The following is a 22,303-nucleotide window of genomic DNA, read 5'->3' as shown; positions in this document are numbered from 1 at the left end:
CGACATCAAATCCCGGGGCTAGATCAAATCGGGAGGAATACGGGCGCGAACTTCTTCGGCGGGACCGGCAAGACGCAGATAACCGGCGTCAAACACCAAGATGCGGTCGGCGAACCGCAGATGGCTGGGACGATGGGTGACCATGAAGATGGTGGACTGACCACGGAAGAAGTCCACCGCCTGCATGAACTGGCGGTCGCCTTCGAAATCCAGGCCGTTGACCGGCTCGTCGAACAACATCAACGGACTGCGCTTGAGATAGGCCCGCGTCAGCGACAATTTCTGGACGAAACTGGTCGGCAGGTGGTCGGACGAACCGTCACCGACACGGGTGTCGAGGCCACGCGGCAATGCCTGGATTTCATCCCAGACGTCCGCCATCTCGCAAGCCCAGCGGATGTCTGCGTCGGTGGCTGTCGGTGCCGCCAGACGCAAATTTTGGGCGATGGTGCCGAAATACAGGTTGCATACCTGCGGCACATAAGCGACAGCGTGACGCAACTCGACCGGGTCGATCTGACGGATATCGGAACTGTCGATACGGATCGATCCCGCTTGCGGCGTATAAAGCCCCAGGATCATCTTGATGATGGTCGACTTGCCTGAACCGTTGCGTCCGGTGACGGCCACCACCTCGCCGGGCTCGACGTCGAACGACACGCCCACCAAAGCCGGATCGGCGTCGTTGGAATAACGCAACGAAACGCGCGAGAACGACACCCGTCCCTTGAGGTTCTTGATGGGGGCCACCATGGCGCGCGGATCGCGTTCCGGCTTAAGATTCATCAGGCTGTCGATCTGGGTGATCGACCCCCTCACCTGCTCGATACGCTGGATCAGGGTGAACGCGGTTTGCAACGGCGAGAGCACCCGCCATACCAGCATCATGGCCGCGATCAGGCCGCCGGTGGTCATGGTCCCCTCGATGACGCCCATGACGCCGATGGCGATGGTCGCCATGCCGGCGGTGACGATCAACGCGTTGGAACCACCCGTCACGATGCTGGCGAACACGCCGTTCTTGAACCCGCCATAGGCGGCACGCGCCGACATGTCGCGATAGCGTTTAAGCCAGTTCTGTTCGCCGGCCGAAAGCTTGACCGCGCGCATCTTGCCCAGGGTCTCGACCAGGAATTCCTGGCGGCGCGACGCGGCCCGGCCGGCGATAGCCACGTTCTTGCGAACGATCGGCATGACCAGGATGCCGCCAAGGATGAAAAGGGCCGTTCCGATCACCGGAACCAGCGCCAGGACACCGCCCAACCAGAAAATGACCGCGAAATAGAAGATGGCGAACGGAAGCTCCATGAACACCGTCGCCAACGGTCCGGTGAAGAACTCGCGCACCGACTCGAAATCCTTGATGCGCGCCACCTGGGCGCCGATGGTTGCGCGTTCGGTGAAACCGGGCGGCAGCGACAGGATGTGCTGGAAGATGTTGTTGCCCATGATGTGGTCAAGCCGCGCGCCGATGAAGGCCAGGATACGCGCGCGGACACCACGCAGAATGGTGTCGAACACCAACGCGATGCCGACACCGATACAAAACGCCAGAAGCGTCGGGATCGACCCGGTCCCGATCACCTTGTCGTACACGTTCATGACGAAAATGGGCGCCCCCAGGCTCATGATGTTCAGGAACAGGGTCACGAAGAACGCCTGCCAGAACAATGGCCGGAAACGGTCGAGAACATGGCGGAACCAGCCCCCACGCAATGGCCCGGTGTCGGCCGCCATGGGAGTGAAGAAATAGGCTGTGCCGCGGACATGAGGGTTTTCCAACTCGCGGCTTTCGCCTTGCGCGCTGTCGAACACCTCGATGACGCCGTCGCGGTTGGACTTGACGACCAGCGCATGCTCGCGGTCAGGCAGGAACAGACACGGCAACAGGCGTGGATCGACCTCGTCCACCGTCACCCGTTCGGGCCGGCTGGAATAATTCAGGGTCGCCATGACGTTGCGCAGGCCGGTCAAATCCAGATCGTTGGCGAAATGAGGCAACGCTTCGGCCACGTTGCGCGGATCGCCCTTCCATCCCAAGGATTTGAGCAACGGCAACAGACAGGCGGCGAGGTCGGAGGCGGCACTGAACCCACCCAACGCGTTTTGCGCCAGATGTTGTTGATAATGCTCGATAGCCTGGGCGCTGGCCTTGGGCTGCGCGGCGATCATCGGGGCAGAAGTCACGGTTGCCCTCCCGTGGCCAGGGCGGGACGCTGTTCCTGATGGGGACGCGGGGTCAAACGCCCCCGGTCCAGGTCGAAAACCCGGTCGGCCAGTTTCACCAAAGACGGGCGATGGGTCACCAGAACCAAGGTGCGTTTACCCTTGGCCCGTTCCAGCCACACCCTGAGGAAGTTGTCGCCCGCGCCATCGACGGCGGTGTTGGCTTCGTCGAACAAGACGATGCGCGGATTGTTGACCAGGGCACGGGCGATAGCGATACGCTGTTTGATGCCGCGCGGCAGCGAATCGTAGGCGCCATCGCCGACACTGCTGTCGAAGCCCATGGGCATGGTGGCGACCACCTCGTCCAATCCCAGAAGAGCCGCGGTTTCCACCGCCACATCCTCGAGTTCGGGACGGAACATGGTGATGTTCTGCAAGATGGTTCCCTGGAACAACACGCCCATCTGCGGCAAGTAGGCGATCTTGTCGCGTACCGATTGTGGATCGTATTGGGTGACATCCAATCCGTCGATCAGAACGCGCCCGGTCTTGGGCCGGATCGCCCCCTGCATCAGGGTCAGAAGCGTCGTCTTGCCCGATCCGTTGCCCCCCAGGATGGCGATGCATTCGCCTTCTTGGATGGATATGGAAGCGTCAGAAATAATGTCGGGAGCTTTGTCCCCGAACCGAAAACTGACCCCTTCCAGTTCAAGACGGCCGCGAATGCTTTCCATCTTAGGAAGGTTACCGGCAGCTTCCGCCGGAAGCTTGAAAATCTCTTCCAGCCGTTCACGCGCCAGAAGGAACGTCTGGAACCGCGTCCACACCCCCAGCGCCTTCTGGAGCGGGGCCATGGCGCGGCCGGCCAGCAAGGAACAGGCGGCAAGACCACCAGTGGTCATGTTGCCATCCATCACCACCAGACTGCCGAACGCGGCGACCGTAATGGTGGTCATCTGGGAAAAGAACGACGACACGCCAAGTGCGTTGGCGCTTTTCAACGCCACGCCGTGATAGCTTTCGGCGCAGCTTTCCTGAAGGCGTTCATAGCGGCGCACCATCTGCGCCTCCATGGACATGGCCTTGACGCTGTGAATGCCGCCCAGAACCTCGATGATGAAGTTGAACCGCCGATCGTCGGCCGAAATGCGCTTCTGGATCGCCCCACGCAGGGAATGCCCCACCTTCATGGCGGCGAAGCCAAAGGCCGCCAGCAGAAACACCGGGACCAGCACCAGATAGCCGCCCATCAGCGCCACCAGTCCCAGATACAGCAGGGCGAAAGGCAGGTCGAGGATGGTCAGAAGCGCTTGGCCGGCATAAAACTCGCGTACTGTCGCCAACGAGTTCATGCGTTCCAGATGGACGCCCGCCCCTTCCGTTTCAAAATTGTCGATGCCGGTCATGGTCAGGCGGCGCAACGCCTCGCAACTGGCCTTGTGCTCGAAACGGGCACCAACCCAACCGGTCACCCAGGAACGTCCGAAATTAAGAAGGCTCTCAAGCGCCAAAGCCCCCAAGACGCTGAGCAATAACAAAATCATGGTGCCGGTCGACTTGTTGGGCAGGATGCGGTCGTAGACCTGCAACAACGACATGGGCATGGCAAGCCCGAGAATGTTCAGGAACAACGACGCCACCGCCAAGTCGAACGCATTCGACTTCAGCGTCGAAAGCGAACTGAGCCGAAAGGCCGGCCTTGTCTTTCCGCCTGTTGTCGCCGTATCGGAATCCGCCACACCCATTTCCCCGTTCCTGTCCCCTGCCCTTCACTTAAGCCGAGATACGGCCACTGGCAACTTTCCCGTCACAGGCTCTATGATGGAGCGTCGCCTTTCCGCAGATTGCCAGCGAGACGCACGTTGACCGAGACTTCTGTCAAGCCATCCCAACAAGCCCTTGCCATGATCGAACGCCTGATTGGCTTCGATACCACAAGCTACAAGTCCAATCTGCACTTTATCGGCTTCGCGGCCGACCTTTTGGGGTCGCTCGGCGCCAAGATCCGGCTTACATACGACGACAGCCAGGGCAAGGCCAACCTGTTCGCCACCATCGGCCCCGACGACCGGCCGGGCATAGTGCTGTCGGGCCACAGCGACGTGGTGCCGGTCGAAGGCCAGGATTGGAGTTCCGATCCCTTTCACGCGCGGCTGGGCGAAAACAGGCTGTACGGCCGCGGCACGGCGGACATGAAAAGCTTCATCGCCCTGTGCCTGGCCTTGGCCCCCGATTTCGCTTCCCGACGTCTTGAGATTCCGGTTCATTTCGCCTTTTCCTATGACGAGGAGGTCGGCTGTATCGGTGCCCGCCGCCTGATCCACGATCTGGGCGCCCTTGCCGTGCGCCCCCGCCTGTGCATTGTCGGTGAACCGACGGAAATGAAGGTGATCATCGGCCATAAGGGTAAAAAAAGCGTTCGCTGCGAGGTGCATGGAAAGGAATGCCACTCGGCCTTGAACCATCGAGGGGTCAACGCTGTTGAAATCGCCGCCGAGATGGTGGCGTTCCTGCGCCGGATGCAACGCCGCATCCGTGACGACGGTCCCTTCGATTTCGGCTACGACCCGCCCTATACCACCGTGCACACCGGCGTCATTACTGGCGGGACGGCGCTCAACATCGTGCCGGCCCGCTGCGGTTTCGAATTCGAATTCCGCAACCTGCCCAACCATGATGTCGAGGACCTGATGGCCGAACTCAGGGCGTTCGCCCAGGCTTTGGTACCCGAAATGCTGGAGATCGACGAAGCCAGCGGCATCATGTTCGATGAACACAACACGACCGCCGGTCTGGACACCGCTCCTGACGACGAGGCGGCGATGTTGGCGCGCCAACTCTCGGGCAACAACGACACCGAGAAAGTCAGCTTCACCACCGAAGCCGGCCTGTTCCACGATGCCGGCATTCCGACGGTGGTGTGCGGTCCGGGCAGCATCTTGCAGGCACATAAGCCCGACGAATTCATCACCTTCGATCAGATCGCGCAGGGCGAGGCTTTCCTGCGCCGCCTGCTCGACCGCATGAGTGCGCGCTGATCAATCCTTTCGCCGATGCCGGCCCGCCTGCATCAGATCGACCAGAGCCAGAAAAGCAACGATGACACCGCCTGCCGCTAGGTAACGAAACGGCAGGACCGGTGCGAACGCCGCCAAGACGACAGCACAGGCCATATAGACCGCCAGACGGCGAGCCAACCGCATCAGGGGCGCACATCCACGTAGGAAACCACCTTCTTGACGCCCTTACCGTCGCGCGCACGGGCCAGGGCCTTCTTCGCTTCTTCCTGCGAACGGGCGCGTCCCAGCAGATAGACCGAGGCAAAGGCGTCCGAGGTGACGCGGAAATTGACGTCGGCCACGCCGGCGGTGCCGACCAGCCGCCCTTGCGCCTTGGCAGCCATCACGGTAGCGTCAGCCCAATCCAGCATGGTCTTGCGTCGCGAATCGTCCTTGGCCACGTAAGCGACGTGCCAATACAGCTTGCGCACCCCCTTGACCATACGAACCTTGCTTTCGAAGCGGTCGTAAAGTGCCTTGTCGTCGAACACTCCGGTGATCAGAAGACGCTGTTCATAAATCTCGGTCGAGGCCTTGACTGTGCCAAGTTCGCCCATGATGGCGTTGACCTTGACCACGATCTCGTTGTCCTTGGCGATATCGCTGGCGGAACGGGCCTCGATCGCCCGGTCGATCAGGGTCTTGGGAGCCGTCAGGACGTCCATGAGTTGGGCCGAGGCGGGAACGCTGAAGAGAACCAAAGCAAGCGTGGCGATCAATCGGCGCATGGAATGTCGCTCCCAGGGAAAACCGCGTCAACCATAGCGCCAACCCGGTCGTCAGCCAACAGCCCGACAGAGTTCAGGCCGCCTGGTCGCCATCCAACCGGCCATGGCGGACCAAGTGCCGTTCCAGATTTTCCTGGAGTATCGGGTTGCGCTGTTCTGCACGCAGACGATGGTAGACACGGGCGAACAAGGCAAGATCATCGTGTGCACGGCAATCCTGGTGATGATGCGGCAAAGGATGCCCACACAGATGACACCGGCTCATGGTTTTCTTCCTTACCCCAATGAAACCCATGAACCGACTGTAACGGCCGTTATCGCTTCGCTCTATGGCGCAAACGGCTCGCCTCCATTGACCAGAGGCATAAGGGCTACGCCGAAAGAATCGGTTGCAGATACAAGAAATCTCAAGGCGTCACAATTTGAGGTGCTTGTGCACCGCCTGACGTGAGATTCCCAATTCCTTGCCGATACGCGCCAAGGACCAGTCAGGGTGTTCGGCACGCAATCGGCGGGCTTTTTCCTTGGTCCGTTCGCCGCTTGACGGCAGCGCCATCCCCCCCAGACGTCGCCAATCCAGCAATAAGACGCCATAGCCCGTGCCGTCATCCCCCCCTCGCGACGCCCAATAATCCAGACGCGCCTCGAACTCGGCCGCGTCACGCACTGGCAGGTCACGTCGCCAAGCGTCCTCGACCATGCGGTGACGGGCGGCGCAAGCGGTCGGCAACACGGCTTTTCCCGGACCGTCGGCCAGAATTTCACGCTCGCGCTTGCGTTCTTCCCAGCTCAGTGCCTCGGCTCGCGCATCGGCGACACTGGTCGGCAGCGGACAGACATCGGTGACCACCAGCGCCAACGCGGCTGGGATTTCGTGCCACGGCACCGACCACCCGGCCAAGGTCGCCCAGGGACCGTCGGCCTCGGCAATGCCCTCCCCGTCCACCGCCAAAGGATCGGAATCGGCCAGATGGCACGCAGCCGAAACGAACATGGTCTCCACCGGAGTAAGAGAGACGGCGGCTTCAAACGAGCCGTAACGGGCGACGATCATGGCGCGCTCCGTGTTTTCCTGCCCACCCAGTTGGCGTCTCGCACGGGCCATGCGAATCAGGGCACCGGGATCCTCGGCCTCCTCGCGCAGCCGTAAAACCTCCATCTCGATGGCAAGCGGGTCGTCGGTAGAGCTGGAATGCGCCTCCCGGCGACGAACCAACTCCTCCAGCCCCGCCTTGTAGCTGCCCCATTCCTTGCCACATAGGGAAATGGCACGGGCCAGGGCCTCGTCCTGCACGTCGTCGTCGGAGGAGGAATATTGCGCGACAATGCTTTCAAGGCGATCCAAGGCCTTGTCGCGCAAATCCTCGCCGGCTTGCATCAAGTCCAGCAGGTTCATCCCAGCCCCCGTCAATAGGAAGGTTGACAGTGTTCGCAACCGTGCTGAGTGTCAAGACGCACCTGACCAAACGGGCTTTCGTGCTAGGATCCCCCTCATGGTGAGATTGACCAATCTATGGCGGCGCTGGGCGCTGACGGCACTGGGCTGTGTCTGCGTGGCCTTGGGAATTTTGGGCGTGGTCCTTCCGGTTTTGCCGACGACGCCGTTCCTGCTGGTGGCCGTCTGGGCCTTTGCCCGCAGTTCCGAACGCCTTCACACCTGGCTGGTCCACCACCCATGGCTGGGGCGCCCTGTGCGCGATTGGGAACATCACCGTGTCATCCCGATAAGGGCCAAGGTCATCGCCCTGTCAGCCATGACGGTCTCTATGACGTGGGTGCTGTTTTTCTCCTCTGCGCCTTGGTACGCGCTGGCAACCATGGCGGCGGTGATGAGCTATGGTGCCTGGTTCATCTTGTCCAAGCCCAGCCGGCCACCTTCGGCGTCATGACCGCGGATCATCGCGATTCTTCATGGCGCCGGGCACGGTGTCACGCGCTGTGGCGACACCAGGGCGGATTGTGTTTTCACTGCGGCTGCGCCATGCCCGATCCGCTCACTCAACGCGCACGTCATCGCAAGCGCCTTGACTCGGCAACCATCGACCATGTCTTTCCCCGTGCTTTGGGCGGACTGCCGGAATGGATCAACGAAGTGGCTGCATGCCGTTCCTGCAACGCGGCCAAGGCCGATCGTATGCCCGGTTTCGTGGAATTGTGGCGTCTGTTGTGGTTGAAGCGCGAAACCCTGTTGCCGTACATCGACACAGCGCCAGATTGCGTCGCCGTGCTGCGCGAACAAAAAAAAGCCCCTGCCGAAGCAGGGGCTCAAGTTTAGGGAGGAAACGTCCAAGAAGCCTAGTGCCTAAGCACTAGGCGAGGAGGAACTTACGGCACTGACCTGCCCGACGAAAAGGCATAAGCATGCATGACACATTGCTGTAAATGCATAGCCACGGCAAACCTACCCAAAGGGGTTGCGAAACACCGCTCATCCCGCTATGGTGAAGACCTCGATTCGAGGACGTCCAAGAACAAAGCGAAAGCCGTCGGGTTACCCCGACGGCTTATCGTTTTTCATGGCGGGGTGCCGGATTGTCGCCACAATGCCGGAGCATCATATCTTATCCGTCGGATGCAATCGCGACAGTTGCGAAGCGAGGATCAAGATGAAGAAAAGCATCGTCATTCTGGTGGTCGGGCTCGCCCTGGCCGGCTGTGCCGGCAACGGTCCGTTTGACGGTAACCGTTGCGGCAACACCGCCAACACCATTGGCGGCGCCGTCATCGGCGGCCTCGGCGGCGCCCTCGCCGGCGCCCAATTCGGTGCCGGCAGCGGCAACCTGGCCATGACCGCCCTTGGCACCGCCGCCGGCGCCTATGCCGGCGCGGCAGCCGGTTCCAGCCTGGACCGCGGCAATTGCGCGGCGGCGGAACGCGGACAATAATTTTTCAGCCACGCCGCAGAATAAAAAAACCTGCCATGCAGTGCGCGTGGCAGGTTTTTTCCTTGGTGAGCCCGGTGGGACTCGAACCCACGGCCCCATGATTAAAAGTCACGTGCTCTACCGACTGAGCTACGGGCTCTCACCGTTGAAACGGGCGCACACCATAGGGAGATGAGACCCGCCGGTCAACGCCTATTGACGCCTATTCACGAACATCGGCGGCAACCCGCATGCGCACGATCTTGTCGGGACGCGACACCACGCCATTGTCGGCTTCCGAGCCCTTGGTGATCTTGTCGACATGTTCCATGCCTTCGACCACACGCCCCCAGATGGTGTATTTGTAATCAAGGCTGGGCGTGGTGCCGAGCATGATGAAGAACTGCGAATCGGCACTGTTGGGCGAACTGGAACGGGCCATGCCGACCACGCCGCGGGTGAAATGCTCACCCGAGAACTCGGCCGGCAACTTGATGCCGGATCCCCCGCTGCCGGTGCCGGTCGGGTCACCGCCCTGGGCCATGAAGCCGGCGATCACCCGGTGGAAGGAAAGCCCGTCATAGAACCCCTTGCGGACCAGTTCCTTGATGCGGGCCACGTGCTGCGGCGCCAGATCGGGACGCATCTCGATCACCACCCGCCCCCAGGGCAGGTCCAAAAACAAGGTGTTTTCGGGATCGGCTGCGCGGGCGGGCTGCCCCGCCAGCACCAGGCCGACGGTCAACATCGCCAGGACTTTCAGGAATTTCGAGAGCATGCTCCTTCCCCTTTCTATTCTTCGACGTCAGCGGCGACCTGAAGGCGGACGATCACGTCCGGGTCCTTGACCGCGCCGTTGGCCAAGCTGCTGCCCTTCTTGATGTTGTCCACGAAATCCATGCCATCGACCACCTGTCCCCAGACGGAATACTTTCCGTCCAGGTGTGGCGACGGGGCGAACATGATGAAGAATTGGGAATCCGCCGAATCCGGGCTGGCGGCGCGGGCCATTGAACACGTTCCGCGCACGTGGCGCTCGCGGCTGAACTCGGCCTTCAGCTTCTGCCCTGATCCACCGGTGCCAGTGCCTTGCGGACAGCCGGTCTGGGCCATGAAGCCATCGATCACGCGATGGAACTTAAGGCCGTCATAATAGCCCTCGCGCACCAGTTCCTTGATGCGGGCCACATGGTTTGGGGCAAGGTCGGGACGCAGTTCGATCACCACGCGGCCGTCCTTGAGGTCGAGAAAAAGGGTGTTTTCGCGGTCCACCGTCGGTCTCCTTAGGGGGACGGTCCCCCCTGCTCTTGATTATTGCAGCCCGAACTTCTTGTTCAGCTCGACACGAACGCGCGGACTGACGAAAGAGGTGATGTCGCCACCCAAACGGCCGATTTCCTTGACGAAGCGCGAGGAAATGAACTGGCAGCGTTCGGACGCCATGAGGAACATGGTCTCGATGTCGGGACTAAGCCGGGCGTTCATGCCGGCCATCTGGAATTCGTATTCGAAATCCGAAACCGCGCGCAGGCCGCGGATGATGACGTGAGCACCGCACTGGCGGGCGAAATCGATCAACAAATTGTCGAACGACCGTACCTCGATGTTGACCCCCAGTTTCTGCGCCCGCTCGGCCAGATCCTCACGGACCAGTGCGACCCGCTCGTCAAGGGTGAACAACGGCCCCTTGCCGGCATTGGCCGCCACCGCGACGATCAATCGGTCAAGCACGCGGGCGGCGCGCATGACGATGTCGAGATGGCCGTTGGTGATCGGGTCGAAGGTCCCCGGATAAAGGCCGACGCGCTCAGTCGTTGCCGTCATTGCCCTCTCCCATGCTTTCCCCCTCGTCGCCTTCGCTCTCGATCTCGGTGTCGTCGAGGTCATCGGCCTCGTCACCGTTGCCGCCGATGTCGCCAAGACGCGCCACCGAGACCACCCGCTCGTCGTCGGCGGTCCTGAACAGCATCACGCCCTGGGTCTTGCGGCCACAGATGCGGATGTCGTCCACTGGCATGCGGATCAGCTTGCCGCCATCGGACACCAGCATGATCTCGTCCTCGTGGTTGACCGGGAACGACGCCACGACCGGACCGTTCTTTTCGGTCAGGTCGATGTTGGCGATGCCTTGGCCGCCACGGCCGGTGATGCGATATTCGTAAGCCGAAGTGCGCTTGCCGTAGCCGTTCTCGGTGACGGTGAGGATGATTTCCTCGTCGGCGCTCATGCGCTCCGCCTCGGGGCCGGTCAGGTCGCCGCGCATATAGGCGTCGCGGGTTTCCATGTCGAAATCCACATGGTGCAGGATCGACATGGAGATGACCTCGTCACCGTCCAGGCGGATACCGCGCACGCCCGTCGAATCGCGTCCCTTGAACACGCGGACGTCACCCACCTGGAAACGGATGGCCTTGCCCATGCGGGTCGCCAGCAACACGTCGTCGTTTTCCGAACAGGTGCGCACGGCGATCAGGCGCTCGGCCTCGCCCAGCTTCATGGCGATCTTGCCGTTGGCCCGGATGTCGACGAAGTCGGACAGCAGGTTGCGGCGCACGCCGCCCACCGAAGTGGCGAACATGACGTGCAGATCGCTCCAGGTGCTCTCGTCCTCGGGCATGGGCATGACGGTCGAGATGGTCTCGTTCTCGTCCAGCGGCAGGATGTTGACCATGGCCTTGCCCTTGGCCTGGGGGGTCCCCAGCGGCAAGCGGTAGACCTTGAGCTTGTAGGCCTGGCCGGTCGAGGAAAAGAACAGCATGGGCGTATGGGTATTGGCCACGAACACCTGGCTGATGAAGTCCTCTTCCTTCATGGCCATGCCCGACCGGCCCTTGCCGCCACGCTTTTGCGCGCGATAGGTCGAGAGCGGCACGCGCTTGATGTAGCCGGTGTTGGTCACCGTCACCACCATGTCTTCGCGAGCGATCAGGTCCTCGATGTCGGCTTCGAACTCGGAGTCCTCGATGGTGGTCCGGCGCGGCGTGGCGAACTGGTTGCGGATCTCCAGCAACTCGCCGCGCAGAACCTCGAGCAGCCTGGGCCGCGACGACAGGATTTCCAGGAATTCCTTGATCTGGGCACCGATCTCGGTCAGCTCGTCGCCGATCTTGTCCCGTTCCAGACCGGTCAGGCGATGCAGGCGCAGGTCCAGGATCGCCTTGGCCTGAGCCTCGGAAAGCTGATACTTGCCATCGACGATGGCACGGCCGGGCTCGTCGATCAGCCGGATCAACGGCTCGACATCCATCGCCGGCCAAGCGCGGGTCATCAATTCCTCACGCGCGGTCTGCGGATCGGGAGCGCGGCGGATCAGCGCGATGACCTCGTCGATATTGGCGACCGCGATGGCCAGACCGGCCAACACATGGGCACGGTCGCGCGCCTTGCCCAATTCGTAGATGGTACGCCGGGTGATCACCTCTTCGCGGAAGGCGACGAAGGCGGTGATGATCTCCTTGAGCGGCATCATCTGCGGCCGGCCACCATTCAACGCCAGGGCGTTGACACCGAACGACGTCTGAAGCGGCGTGAACTTGTAAAGCTGGGCCAGAACCACGTCGGCGATGGCGTCTCGCTTGATCTCGACCACCACGCGCACGCCTTCGCGATCCGATTCGTCGCGCAGATCGGACACGCCCTCGATCTTCTTGTCGCGCACCAACTCGGCGATCTGTTCGAGCATGCGGGCCTTGTTCACCTGGTAGGGAACCTCGGTGATGATGATGGCCTCGCGGTCCTTGCGGATCTCCTCCACATGGCAACGGCCGCGCATGATCACCGAACCACGCCCGGTGGTGTAGGCGGAACGGATGCCGGCCCGGCCCAGAATCAGGCCGCCGGTCGGGAAATCGGGGCCCGGCACCAGTTCCATCAACTGTTCCGGGGTAATGTCCGGGTGGTCGATATAGGCGCAGCAGGCGTCGATCACCTCGCCCAGATTATGGGGCGGGATGTTGGTGGCCATGCCGACCGCGATGCCGCCGGCGCCGTTGACCAGCAGGTTCGGGTAACGCGCCGGCAAAACGCACGGCTCGACCGTGGAATCGTCGTAATTGGGCTGGAAGTCGACGGTTTCCTTGTCGATGTCCTCGATCAGGAAATGCGCCGAACGCGCCATGCGCGCCTCGGTATAACGCATGGCCGCCGCCGGGTCGCCGTCCATGGACCCGAAATTGCCCTGGCCGTCGATGAGCGGCAGGCGCATGGAGAAGTACTGCGCCATGCGCACCATGGCGTCATAGATGGCGGCGTCGCCATGCGGGTGATACTTACCCATGACGTCGCCGACGATGCGCGCCGACTTTCGGAAGGGCTTGTTGTAGTCGTAGCCGCTTTCCTTCATCGCGTAAAGGATGCGCCGGTGCACCGGCTTAAGTCCGTCGCGCACATCGGGAAGGGCGCGGCTCACGATTACGCTCATGGCGTAGTCGAGATAGGAGCGCCGCATCTCCTCTTCGATGGTGACCGGAGAGATGTCGAACTGAGGCGTCGCAGAAGATGTGGTCAACGAAATCTTCCCATTGGTCTTTGGAAAACCAGAATTAGGGGATGGCAGGGCTGCCACGGTGGCGCACGCTACCAGATATCGGGGATAGCGACAACCTCGAGGGCATGCGCCCGCTCCAGCGCGGTCCATTGATCAAGCCCATGCCCTTGGGCTATTGTCCCGGCTCGATATCTCATGCAAGGAGCGCCGGGACAATGGCTGGGTCGGTAAACAAGGTAATCCTGGTCGGCAATCTGGGGCGCGACCCCGAGGTGCGCACCTCGCAGGACGGCTCGAAGATCGTCAACCTCAACATCGCCACCTCGGAAACCTGGAAGGACCGCTCCAGCGGCGAACGCAAGGAAAAGACCGAGTGGCATCGCGTGGTCATCTTCAACCCCAACCTTGCCGACGTGGCCGAGCGCTTTTTGCGCAAGGGCAGCAGCGTCTATGTGGAAGGCGCGTTGCAAACCCGCAAATGGACCGATCAGCAAGGTGTCGAGAAGTACTCGACCGAAGTGGTGATCGGCCGCTTCAAGGGTGAGCTGACGCTGTTGGGCGGCCGTGGCGAAGGCGGTGGCGGCAGCGGTGGCGGCGACGATTTCGGCGGCGGCTATGGCGGCGGTGGCAACTATGGCGGCGGCAGCGGCGGCAGTTACGGTGGCGGCCAGCGCTCGGCCGGCGCCCCGCAGCAAGGCGGCGGCGGCGGCAATCGCGGCGGTGGCTCCGGCTGGGAACCGCCGCCGGACCTGGACGACGAGATCCCGTTCTAGGATTTTAGAATTATCTTAAAAAGATGGCCGAGAGAGTTTCTCCCGGCCATTTTTTTTGCCACAGTGCCGACACCGCCATCATCCATGTGCCTGTTGGAGAGAAGCATGAAGACGACCGAGAACCTTGCCGCGGCATTTGCCGGCGAAAGCCAGGCGAACCGCAAATATCTGGCCTATGGCGAGGCGGCGGCCAAGGAAGGTCTGGGCCAGGTGGCCAAGTTGTTCCGGGCCGTGGCGGCGGCCGAGACCATTCACGCCCACGCCCATTTGCGGGCGCTCGACGGGATCAAGTCCACCGCCGAGAATCTGGCCGACGCCATCGCCGGCGAAGCGCACGAATTCGAGGAGATGTATCCCGAATTCATCGCCACCGCCGAGGAAGAGGGACACCGCCGGGCCGTGCTGTCCATGAAGCACGCCAACGCGGTGGAGAAAATCCACCACGGTCTGTTCGTCGAAGCGCTGGACGCGGTCAAGGCCGGGCAGGATCTGGGCGACGCCTCCATCTACGTCTGCGCCATCTGCGGCCACACCGTCATCGGCGAGCATCCCGATCAGTGCCCGGTGTGCAAGGCCAAGGGCGAGAAATACGCCGAAATATCCTGATTGCGGTGGCGGGGGCACCCTCCCCCCGCCTATTCCGCCACATGCACCGCCACCTGGGACTCGCGCAAGACGTCGAGATAAGGTTGCGGCGGCAATTGGTCGACGAACAGTCCGTCCAGCATGGACACATGCCCCAGCTTGACCATGGCGCGGCGACCGAACTTGCTGTGGTCGGTGGCAAGGAACACCGTACGCGCGTTCTCGACGATGGCTTGAGCCACCCGGACTTCGCGATAGTCGAAATCGAGAAGCGTGCCGTCAGGATCGATCCCTGAGATACCGATCACCCCGAAATCCACCTTGAACTGGTTGATGAAATCGATGGTGGCCTCGCCCACCACCGCAAGATCATGGGGACGCAAGCGTCCACCGGCGACGGTGATCTCGAAATCCTGACCATTGCGCAGCAAGACAGCCACGTTGAGGTTGTTGGTGATGACCCGTAAACCGCGATGGTTCACCAGGGCGCGGGCCACCGCCTCGGTGGTGGTGCCGACATTGAGGAACAGCGAGGCGCCATCGGGAATGTGCCGCGCCACCAACTGGCCGATATGCTCCTTTTCGCTGCGCATCGCCCCCTGCCGCTCGTCATAATCGGCGTTGCGGGTGTTGGTGACCATGCTGGCGCCACCGTGATAGCGCCGCAAGATGCCCAGATCGCACAACATGTTGATATCGCGACGAATGGTTTGCGGTGTCACGCCAAAGGCTGCGACCAGATCGTCAATGGTGACGAAACCGTCGGTGTTGGCTTTTTCGACGATCTGCGCCTGCCGTGGGTTCAACTCGACTGATTGGCTGTAATCGCGCATGCCTTTCCTCGGTCGCCGTTCGCAATGTTCCAATTCGCGCATATTGTAGCGCATTTGGGAGCACCATTGAACGCCAGAATATCTTGTGTGCGGCGCATTTCGCCACTATGCACCTTAGGCAGAGCGAGCGCACAGAATGTTCGCTTATTTTCGTTTAACGCAAAATCGAAAAATGTTACAACCATATTGCGCTCGATATCGAGCATCACCCCTTTCAGGTAACGCCGAAAGCCTTCGGCACAGGATCAAAAGTATGCGCCAAACGGTTCTCGACTCATTGCGAAGCGGCAAGATCTTTGACCTGTTGGTCGTCGGCGGCGGCGCCACCGGGTGCGGGATCGCCCTGGATGCGGCCACACGGGGATTGTCCGTCGCCCTGGTGGAACGCTTCGACTTTGCCGAAGGCACCAGCAGCCGCAGCACCAAGCTGGTCCATGGCGGCGTGCGTTACCTTGAGGCGGCGGTCAAACGCCTGGATCGCGACCAATATTCCCTGGTCCGCCACGCCCTGCATGAACGCGGCGCCTTTTTGCGCAACGCCCCGCATCTGACCAATCGTCTGCCGCTGGTAACCCCGGTCTATTCCTGGTGGCAACTGCCCTATGTCTATGCCGGGCTCAAGCTGTACGACCTGTTGTCCGGCAACATGAATATCGGCCATTCGTCCGTGGTCGGCCGCAAGGAGGCCTTGCGCCGCTTCCCCATGCTCAAGGCCAAAGGATTGAAGGCCGGCGTGATCTATTACGATGGACAATTCGTGGACAGCCGCATGAACGCCACCCTGGCCATGACCGCCCGGCGCGAAGGGGCCTGCCTCGCCAACCACGTCGAGGTTACCGGCCTTTTGCATGACGATTCGGGACAGGTGGCCGGTGCCCATGTCCGCGACGGGATCGACGGTCAGGAATGGGACATCCGGGCACGGGCGGTGATCAATGCCACCGGTCCGTTCGCCGATACCTTGCGCCGCATGGATGATCCCCAGGCGCAGCCCATCCTCAAGGTCAGCTCGGGCATCCACATCATGTTGGATCGCCGTTTTGTCCCCCCCGAGACCGGCCTGCTGATCCCCCAGACCGATGATGGACGCGTGTTGTTCATCCTGCCATGGCAAGGCCACGCCATTGTCGGCACCACCGACGAAAAAGCTGAAATATCAGCCCACCCCACCCCCTCTCCCACCGACGTCGCCTACCTGCTGTCGCATGTCCGGCGCTATTTCAACGTCGATGTCAGCGAAAGCGACATCAAATCGGTGTGGTCTGGTATCCGTCCGCTGGTCTTTGACCCCAAGGCCAAGGACACCGCCCAACTGGCCCGCGACCACGTCATCATTGATGATCCGTCTGGACTGATCACCATCTCGGGCGGCAAGTGGACCACCTACCGGTTCATGGCCGAACAGACGGTGGACCACGCCATCGCCCGTGCCCGGTTGTCCTTCGCCTCCGCCTGCCGCACCCACGACATGGTTTTGTTGGGCGGCGAAGCCTATGTCGCCGAGGATTACACTAGGCTGTCGCGCGTCTACGGCCTTCCTGAAGACGTCGCCCGCCATCTGAACCGCTCGTATGGCGACCGCGCCTCACAGGTCGCGCTGATCGCTGCCGATGGCTTCGGCAACCGGCTTCACCCGAACCTCCCCTACATCGAGGCGGAAGTGCTTTACGTCATGCGCCACGAGGCAGCCGAACGCGCCACCGACGTGCTGTGCCGCCGCCTGACCATGGCCCTGGTGGACGTCGAGGCGACGAAAGCCGCGGCACCTCGTGTGATCGACCTGATGGCCGCCGAAGCCGGATGGCCCGACGCCCGACGCCAACAAGAAATGGATTTTTTGCGCACCCGCCTGACCGAGGCGCTTTGACCCCGTTTTCCGAAGCCCACTATGTTGGCGGCGGATTGTTCGGTTACCTGGGAAGCACGATCACGAGCCCCCCAAGGCGGCCTGATCCTTGAGGTTCTTTTTTGGGCTCCGGGGCGGTCTTCCGCCCCGGATGCCGTTTTTGCTCTCGTTCTGTTCTCTTTTGCTTCCATCCACATTGAAATCCCTCTACCATCGCCGCCTCTCGTCGGAACAAGGGTAAACGGGCGATGTCGGGCTTTATCCGTGTGCGTGGCGCGCGTGAGCACAATCTCAAGAACGTCGACGTGGACATTCCCCGCGACAAGCTGGTGGTGGTCACCGGGTTGTCGGGATCGGGCAAGTCGTCGCTTGCCTTCGACACCATCTACGCCGAGGGGCAGCGCCGCTATGTGGAAAGCCTTTCGGCCTATGCCCGCCAGTTCCTGGAACTGATGAGCAAGCCCGACGTGGAAAGCATCGAAGGCCTGTCGCCGGCCATCTCGATCGAACAGAAGACCACCTCCAAGAATCCGCGTTCCACCGTCGGTACGGTGACCGAAATCTACGACTACATGCGGCTATTGTGGGCGCGGGTCGGCATTCCCCATTCCCCCGCTACCGGCCTGCCCATCGAAAGCCAGACCGTCAGCCAGATGGTCGACCGGGTCGAGGAAATGACCGAAGGCACCCGCCTCTATCTGCTGGCGCCGTTCGTGCGCGGGCGCAAGGGCGAATACCGCAAGGAATTGGCCGAACTCCAGAAAAAGGGCTTCCAGCGCGTCAAGGTGGATGGCGAGCTGTACGAGATCGATTCCGTTCCCGCGCTCGACAAGAAAAAGAAACACGACATCGAGGTGGTGGTCGACCGTCTGGTGGTCCGCCCCGGCCTGGGAAACCGTCTGGCCGATTCCATCGAGACGGCGCTCACCCTGGCCGATGGTCTGTGCATCGCCGAAAACGCCGAGACCGGCGAACGCACCACCTTTTCCGCAAAATTCGCCTGTCCGGTGTCGGGCTTTACCATCGAAGAGATCGAACCCCGGCTGTTTTCCTTCAACAACCCGTTCGGCGCCTGCCCGGAATGCGACGGCCTGGGGGTCAAACTGCATTTCGATCCGGCCCTGGTGGTTCCCGACGAAGACCTGTCGTTACGCGACGGCGCCGTAGCGCCGTGGGCCAATTCCTCGTCGCAATATTATCTCCAGACGCTGGAGGGGCTGGGGCGGCATTACGGCTTCGACCTGCACACGCCGTGGCGGCGCCTGCCGGTCAAGGCGCGCGAGGTGATCCTGTACGGCTCCGGTTCGGAAGAGGTGGAACTGAAATACGAAGACGGCTTCCGCAGCTATACCACCACCAAGCCGTTCGAAGGCGTGGTCAACAACATGGCGCGGCGCTATCGCGAGACCGATTCGGCCTGGGTCCGCGAGGAATTGTCACGGTTTCAAACCACCACCTGCTGTGAAGCCTGTAACGGCGCCCGTCTTAAACCCGAGGCGCTGGCGGTCAAGGTGCGCGGTCTACATGTTTCCCAGGTGGCGGAATTCTCCATCGCCCAGGCGCATCGCTGGTACGGCGAGTTGGAGGAGCATCTGCGTCCCAAGGACAAGGAGATCGCCCGGCGCATCCTGCGCGAGATCAACGACCGTCTGGGCTTTCTCATGGATGTGGGATTGGATTACCTGACCCTTAGTCGCAATTCCGGCACCCTTTCGGGTGGCGAAAGCCAGCGCATCCGCTTGGCCAGTCAGATCGGCTCGGGCCTTACCGGGGTGCTGTACGTTCTGGACGAGCCCAGCATCGGCCTGCACCAGCGCGATAACGACCGCCTGCTGGCCACGTTGAAGCGGTTGCGCGACATCGGCAACTCGGTGGTGGTGGTCGAGCATGACGAAGACGCCATCCGTACCGCCGACTACCTGATCGACATGGGACCGGGGGCCGGCATCCATGGCGGCCAGATCGTCGCCGAGGGTACGCCGGACCAGGTCATGGCCCATCCCGACAGCCTGACCGGGCAATACCTGACCGGAAAGCGCGCGATCCCGCTTCCGGCCGTCCGCCGACAAGGCAACGGCAACCGGCTGCGATTGGTCGGGGCAAACGGCAACAATCTCAAGGACGTAACGGCCGACATTCCATTGGGAACCTTCGCCTGCGTCACCGGCGTATCGGGTGGCGGCAAGTCCACCTTGGTTATCGAGACCCTCTACAAGGCGCTGTCGCGGCGCCTGATGGGATCGCGCGAGCACCCCGCCCCCTTCGACCGCATCGAGGGGATCGAGTTTCTCGACAAGATCATCGACATCGACCAGTCGCCCATCGGCCGCACCCCACGGTCCAACCCGGCCACCTACACCGGGGCGTTCACCCCCATTCGCGACTGGTTCACCGAATTACCCGAGGCCAAGGCCCGCGGCTACAAGGCGGGACGCTTCAGCTTCAACGTCAAGGGTGGCCGCTGCGAAGCATGCCAGGGCGACGGCGTCATCAAGATCGAAATGCATTTCCTGCCCGACGTCTATGTCCAATGCGACGTCTGCAAAGGCAAACGTTACAATCGAGAAACCCTTGAAATAACATTTAAAGGCAAAAGCATAGCGGACGTTCTTGATATGACGATCGAGGAAGCCGCCGACTTTTTCAAGGCGGTTCCCGCCATCCGCGACAAGATGGTGACGCTGCAACGGGTGGGCCTTGACTACATCCACCTCGGCCAACAGGCCACCACCTTGTCAGGTGGCGAGGCGCAGCGAGTAAAATTGGCCAAGGAACTGTCGCGCCGAGCCACCGGCCGCACCCTCTACATCCTGGATGAACCGACGACCGGCCTGCACTTCGAGGACGTGCGCAAGCTTTTGGAGGTTCTGCATACCCTGGTCGAGGGCGGCAACACCGTGCTGGTGATCGAACATAACCTTGAGGTCATCAAAACCGCCGACTGGATCATCGATATGGGCCCCGAAGGCGGCGACGGCGGTGGCCGCGTGGTGGCCGCCGGAACCCCGGAACAGGTGGCCACCTGTGGCGAGAGCTACACCGGGCGCTATCTCGCGCCCTATCTCGATACCATGGACAAAGGTCGGAGATAGCTCCGACCACCCCTGCCCGTTTGGATAGGTTCCAATTGCAAACCGGCCTGAAACATGTTGCATTGCAATGACAGATCGGGTAATTAGGTTTCCACGGACACGTTGGAAATATAATAAAATTACCGTCCAGCCATTCACTCTGGGGTTGAAAGGGACATTGCCATGTTGGGGCCGGCTGAACTCCGCGAAATCGACGAAGCGATGAACGACGAGCGCGCCGAAGGTGCGCGTCCGACCAAGAACGGCCCTTACCTGACCCCCCATTTCGCCATGGGCGTGGCTGTCACCCGCGCCGCCACCGCCAGCCTGAAGGTTCCGGCGTTCCCCTTCGGAGGCAAGCGTTAACCTTTCAACGCAAAGGACTTCTCGGGCGCTCCCGTCACCGATGGGGGCGCCCGTTTCCTTTTGGGGGCTGCGTCGAAGGCATGGGAATTTCCCGCCATTGGCCGGGGGCCAGCCCCGCAAGCGTCCACTCCCCCACCGACCACCGGATCAGCCTGAGCGTGGGGAAACCGACAGCCGCCGTCATGCGCCGCACCTGACGGTTGCGCCCCTCGCGCAACGTCAGCGCAAGCCATGACGTCGGAATGTTGGCCCGCCAGCGGATCGGCGGATCGCGCGGCCACAGATCCATGGGTTCGTCCATCAGCCGCGCCCCGGCCGGCAAGGTCGGACCGTCGTTGAGCAAGATCCCGCGCCGCAGTTTTTCCAACGCCTCGTCGGTCGGAATGCCTTCCACCTGTGCCCAATAGGTCTTGGGCAGCTTGTGGCGCGGGTCGGCGATGCGGGCGATCAGCCGGCCGTCGTCGGTCAACACCAGCAATCCCTCGGAATCGCGATCCAGCCGGCCCGCCGGGTAAACCCCCGGCACCGGAACATAGTCCTTGAGCGTCTTGCGTCCGCCTTCGCGGTCGCTGAATTGGGTCAGCACGTCATAGGGCTTGTTGAACACGATCAGGCGGGGCAAAACACGGGGGCTCCTTCCTCGACAGGCTTTCCATCCATGGCACGACCGCCCCGACCGCACAAGCCACAGCAGCGCCCGACCTTGACCTTGGGTGGACTGGAGCCGCCCAAACGGGACCGCCCCCAACGTCCCCCGCGCGAGGAAACGGAAAAGATCGCGGGGTTACCAGCAGTCCAGGCGTTGTTCGCCCGCGATCCCGAGCGGGTGCTGCGCCTGTTCTTCGACGACCGTTTCAAGACCGAGGCCGAACCCTTCTGCCAAGTGCTGGCGGCGGCCCGCAAGCCCTATCGTCACGTGCCAACCGAAGAATTGACCAAGGTGGCGGGCACACCGCTGCATGGCGGCATCCTGGCGGTAACGCGGGCCAAACCGGTAGAAGAGTTCGATCCCGCACGGATTCCGGGCTGGGCCAAGGCCAACAAGCCGTTGCTGATCCTGGACGGTGTCGGCAACCCTCACAATCTGGGGGCCATAATCCGCACCATGGCATTCTTCGGCCTCGACACCTTGCTGGTATCCGACCACCCCGGTCAGGCGCTGCCGTCAGAAGCGGCGTTCCGCGTCGCCGAAGGTGGTCTGGAATGGGTCGAGGTGATCCGAGTCAGGAAGCTGGCCCGGCAACTGACCAATCTGCGCCCCCATTACCGGGTGGTCGCCACGGCCCTTGGCGCCCATCGCCCGTTGACCGAGGTTCTGACCCGTGGCGGCCGGCCGCTGGCGGTGGTACTGGGCAACGAAGAACACGGCCTGCCGTCCGACACCGTGGCCGCGTGTGAAGACATCGCCACCATTGTCGGATCCGGGCGGGTGCAATCGCTCAACGTCGCCGCCACCGCCGCCATCCTGGTGCATTTGCTGGCTGGCTAAACCGCTTGTCGCTTTGCTATGGTCGCGGCCCTGA

Annotated in this window: 21 protein-coding genes and 1 tRNA gene; 11 read left to right on the top strand and 11 right to left on the bottom strand. The window is 62.0% G+C overall.

Features of this window, described 5'->3' with window-relative positions:
- Nucleotides 1-18: 18 nt before the first annotated feature.
- Together G4223_RS06905 and G4223_RS06900 are read right to left on the bottom strand one after the other, a co-directional pair.
- The gene (locus G4223_RS06905) at nt 19-2,187 is read right to left on the bottom strand and encodes a peptidase domain-containing ABC transporter (RefSeq protein ID WP_338086835.1); all 2,169 of its coding nucleotides are present in this window, start codon (nt 2,185-2,187) and stop codon (nt 19-21) included.
- Entirely contained in the window at nt 2,184-3,914 is a 1,731-nt protein-coding gene (locus G4223_RS06900) for a peptidase domain-containing ABC transporter (protein WP_163676952.1), read from the bottom strand. The genes G4223_RS06905 and G4223_RS06900 overlap by 4 nt, the downstream gene beginning before the upstream one ends.
- 117 nt (nt 3,915-4,031) lie before the next feature.
- Between G4223_RS06900 and argE the strand changes: the two genes are divergently transcribed.
- Complete coding sequence (argE, locus tag G4223_RS06895) at nt 4,032-5,207, top strand: acetylornithine deacetylase (protein WP_163676949.1); 1,176 nt, start codon at nt 4,032-4,034, stop codon at nt 5,205-5,207.
- A 164-nt stretch (nt 5,208-5,371) separates the two neighbouring features.
- Here the strand turns inward: argE and G4223_RS06890 are convergent, their stop codons facing one another.
- On the bottom strand, nt 5,372-5,956 hold the full coding sequence (locus tag G4223_RS06890) for a BON domain-containing protein (RefSeq protein WP_163676946.1): 585 nt from the start codon (nt 5,954-5,956) through the stop codon (nt 5,372-5,374).
- 115 nt (nt 5,957-6,071) lie between these two features.
- Here G4223_RS06890 and G4223_RS06885 point away from each other — a divergent pair, with 115 nt between their 5' ends.
- The gene (locus G4223_RS06885) at nt 6,072-6,407 is read left to right on the top strand and encodes a hypothetical protein (protein ID WP_163676943.1); all 336 of its coding nucleotides are present in this window, start codon (nt 6,072-6,074) and stop codon (nt 6,405-6,407) included.
- Here the strand turns inward: G4223_RS06885 and G4223_RS06880 are convergent.
- A complete protein-coding gene (locus G4223_RS06880) occupies nt 6,372-7,352 on the bottom strand; it encodes a helix-turn-helix domain-containing protein (protein WP_163676940.1) in 981 nt (326 codons plus the stop codon). The genes G4223_RS06885 and G4223_RS06880 overlap by 36 nt on opposite strands.
- Nucleotides 7,353-7,449: 97 nt before the next feature.
- Between G4223_RS06880 and G4223_RS06875 the strand changes: the two genes are divergently transcribed.
- The 3 genes from G4223_RS06875 to G4223_RS06865 all read left to right on the top strand — a co-directional run bounded on the left by G4223_RS06875 (nt 7,450) and on the right by G4223_RS06865 (nt 8,841).
- On the top strand, nt 7,450-7,845 hold the full coding sequence (locus G4223_RS06875) for a YbaN family protein (protein ID WP_163676938.1): 396 nt from the start codon (nt 7,450-7,452) through the stop codon (nt 7,843-7,845).
- Between the two features lie 92 nt (nt 7,846-7,937).
- Nucleotides 7,938-8,231, top strand: coding sequence for an HNH endonuclease (locus tag G4223_RS06870; RefSeq protein WP_241003995.1), 294 nt, complete (start codon nt 7,938-7,940; stop codon nt 8,229-8,231).
- A 331-nt stretch (nt 8,232-8,562) separates the two neighbouring features.
- Entirely contained in the window at nt 8,563-8,841 is a 279-nt protein-coding gene (locus tag G4223_RS06865) for a hypothetical protein (protein ID WP_163676935.1), read from the top strand.
- Nucleotides 8,842-8,904: 63 nt separating this feature from the next.
- Here the strand turns inward: G4223_RS06865 and G4223_RS06860 are convergent.
- The 5 genes from G4223_RS06860 to gyrA all read right to left on the bottom strand — a co-directional run bounded on the left by G4223_RS06860 (nt 8,905) and on the right by gyrA (nt 13,327).
- Nucleotides 8,905-8,980 (bottom strand) — tRNA-Lys (locus G4223_RS06860).
- A 63-nt stretch (nt 8,981-9,043) separates the two neighbouring features.
- Nucleotides 9,044-9,568 carry a peptidylprolyl isomerase gene (locus G4223_RS06855; RefSeq protein WP_241004020.1) on the bottom strand — a complete coding sequence of 175 codons (525 nt, stop codon included), beginning with the start codon at nt 9,566-9,568 and terminating at the stop codon, nt 9,044-9,046.
- A gap of 44 nt (nt 9,569-9,612) precedes the next feature.
- Nucleotides 9,613-10,092 (bottom strand): peptidylprolyl isomerase, encoded by a 480-nt coding sequence (locus tag G4223_RS06850; RefSeq protein WP_163676931.1) that lies wholly within the window; start codon nt 10,090-10,092, stop codon nt 9,613-9,615.
- A gap of 39 nt (nt 10,093-10,131) precedes the next feature.
- Nucleotides 10,132-10,644 (bottom strand): pantetheine-phosphate adenylyltransferase, encoded by a 513-nt coding sequence (coaD, locus tag G4223_RS06845; protein WP_163676929.1) that lies wholly within the window; start codon nt 10,642-10,644, stop codon nt 10,132-10,134.
- On the bottom strand, nt 10,628-13,327 hold the full coding sequence (gyrA, locus tag G4223_RS06840; RefSeq protein ID WP_163676928.1) for a DNA gyrase subunit A: 2,700 nt from the start codon (nt 13,325-13,327) through the stop codon (nt 10,628-10,630). Before gyrA ends, coaD begins: the two co-directional genes overlap by 17 nt.
- A 194-nt stretch (nt 13,328-13,521) precedes the next feature.
- On the opposite strand from gyrA, the gene ssb reads away from it, so the two are divergent.
- Together ssb and G4223_RS06830 are read left to right on the top strand one after the other, a co-directional pair.
- Nucleotides 13,522-14,079 carry a single-stranded DNA-binding protein gene (ssb, locus tag G4223_RS06835; RefSeq protein WP_163676926.1) on the top strand — a complete coding sequence of 186 codons (558 nt, stop codon included), beginning with the start codon at nt 13,522-13,524 and terminating at the stop codon, nt 14,077-14,079.
- Nucleotides 14,080-14,184: 105 nt separating this feature from the next.
- On the top strand, nt 14,185-14,685 hold the full coding sequence (locus tag G4223_RS06830; RefSeq protein WP_163676923.1) for a rubrerythrin family protein: 501 nt from the start codon (nt 14,185-14,187) through the stop codon (nt 14,683-14,685).
- Nucleotides 14,686-14,714: 29 nt separating this feature from the next.
- Here the strand turns inward: G4223_RS06830 and G4223_RS06825 are convergent, their stop codons facing one another.
- A complete protein-coding gene (locus G4223_RS06825; RefSeq protein ID WP_163676920.1) occupies nt 14,715-15,497 on the bottom strand; it encodes a DeoR/GlpR family DNA-binding transcription regulator in 783 nt (260 codons plus the stop codon).
- A 253-nt stretch (nt 15,498-15,750) separates the two neighbouring features.
- Between G4223_RS06825 and G4223_RS06820 the strand changes: the two genes are divergently transcribed.
- The 3 genes from G4223_RS06820 to G4223_RS06810 all read left to right on the top strand — a co-directional run bounded on the left by G4223_RS06820 (nt 15,751) and on the right by G4223_RS06810 (nt 20,780).
- On the top strand, nt 15,751-17,364 hold the full coding sequence (locus G4223_RS06820) for an FAD-dependent oxidoreductase (protein ID WP_163676917.1): 1,614 nt from the start codon (nt 15,751-15,753) through the stop codon (nt 17,362-17,364).
- Nucleotides 17,365-17,591: 227 nt separating this feature from the next.
- The gene (uvrA, locus tag G4223_RS06815) at nt 17,592-20,435 is read left to right on the top strand and encodes an excinuclease ABC subunit UvrA (RefSeq protein WP_163676914.1); all 2,844 of its coding nucleotides are present in this window, start codon (nt 17,592-17,594) and stop codon (nt 20,433-20,435) included.
- A 162-nt stretch (nt 20,436-20,597) separates the two neighbouring features.
- Complete coding sequence (locus G4223_RS06810) at nt 20,598-20,780, top strand: hypothetical protein (RefSeq protein WP_163676911.1); 183 nt, start codon at nt 20,598-20,600, stop codon at nt 20,778-20,780.
- A gap of 34 nt (nt 20,781-20,814) precedes the next feature.
- Here G4223_RS06810 and G4223_RS06805 read toward each other — a convergent pair whose 3' ends face one another.
- On the bottom strand, nt 20,815-21,402 hold the full coding sequence (locus tag G4223_RS06805) for an rRNA large subunit pseudouridine synthase E (RefSeq protein WP_163676908.1): 588 nt from the start codon (nt 21,400-21,402) through the stop codon (nt 20,815-20,817).
- 36 nt (nt 21,403-21,438) lie between these two features.
- On the opposite strand from G4223_RS06805, the gene G4223_RS06800 reads away from it, so the two are divergent.
- A complete protein-coding gene (locus tag G4223_RS06800; protein ID WP_163676905.1) occupies nt 21,439-22,269 on the top strand; it encodes a TrmH family RNA methyltransferase in 831 nt (276 codons plus the stop codon).
- Nucleotides 22,270-22,303: the final 34 nt, after the last annotated feature.

The sequence above is a fragment of the Magnetospirillum aberrantis SpK genome (assembly GCF_011022235.1).
In the GTDB taxonomy this organism is placed as follows: Bacteria; Pseudomonadota; Alphaproteobacteria; order Rhodospirillales; family Magnetospirillaceae; genus Magnetospirillum; species Magnetospirillum aberrantis.
The sequence above is the reverse complement of the archived record's forward strand: the minus strand, read 5'-3'. Positions and strand labels throughout refer to the sequence as shown.

Bases quoted from the DNA above. Each gene is read 5' to 3' on its own strand.
- G4223_RS06855 (WP_241004020.1), bottom strand. From the start codon at position 9,568: ATGTTGACCGTCGGCCTGGTGCTGGCGGGGCAGCCCGCCCGCGCAGCC.
- G4223_RS06875 (WP_163676938.1), top strand. From the start codon at position 7,450: ATGGTGAGATTGACCAATCTATGGCGGCGCTGGGCGCTGACGGCACTG.
- G4223_RS06880 (WP_163676940.1), bottom strand. From the start codon at position 7,352: ATGAACCTGCTGGACTTGATGCAAGCCGGCGAGGATTTGCGCGACAAG.
- G4223_RS06825 (WP_163676920.1), bottom strand. From the start codon at position 15,497: ATGCGCGATTACAGCCAATCAGTCGAGTTGAACCCACGGCAGGCGCAG.
- G4223_RS06890 (WP_163676946.1), bottom strand. From the start codon at position 5,956: ATGCGCCGATTGATCGCCACGCTTGCTTTGGTTCTCTTCAGCGTTCCC.
- ssb (WP_163676926.1), top strand. From the start codon at position 13,522: ATGGCTGGGTCGGTAAACAAGGTAATCCTGGTCGGCAATCTGGGGCGC.
- G4223_RS06830 (WP_163676923.1), top strand. From the start codon at position 14,185: ATGAAGACGACCGAGAACCTTGCCGCGGCATTTGCCGGCGAAAGCCAG.
- G4223_RS06800 (WP_163676905.1), top strand. From the start codon at position 21,439: ATGGCACGACCGCCCCGACCGCACAAGCCACAGCAGCGCCCGACCTTG.
- uvrA (WP_163676914.1), top strand. From the start codon at position 17,592: ATGTCGGGCTTTATCCGTGTGCGTGGCGCGCGTGAGCACAATCTCAAG.
- G4223_RS06810 (WP_163676911.1), top strand. From the start codon at position 20,598: ATGTTGGGGCCGGCTGAACTCCGCGAAATCGACGAAGCGATGAACGAC.
- coaD (WP_163676929.1), bottom strand. From the start codon at position 10,644: ATGACGGCAACGACTGAGCGCGTCGGCCTTTATCCGGGGACCTTCGAC.
- G4223_RS06870 (WP_241003995.1), top strand. From the start codon at position 7,938: ATGCCCGATCCGCTCACTCAACGCGCACGTCATCGCAAGCGCCTTGAC.
- G4223_RS06820 (WP_163676917.1), top strand. From the start codon at position 15,751: ATGCGCCAAACGGTTCTCGACTCATTGCGAAGCGGCAAGATCTTTGAC.
- G4223_RS06900 (WP_163676952.1), bottom strand. From the start codon at position 3,914: ATGGGTGTGGCGGATTCCGATACGGCGACAACAGGCGGAAAGACAAGG.
- G4223_RS06865 (WP_163676935.1), top strand. From the start codon at position 8,563: ATGAAGAAAAGCATCGTCATTCTGGTGGTCGGGCTCGCCCTGGCCGGC.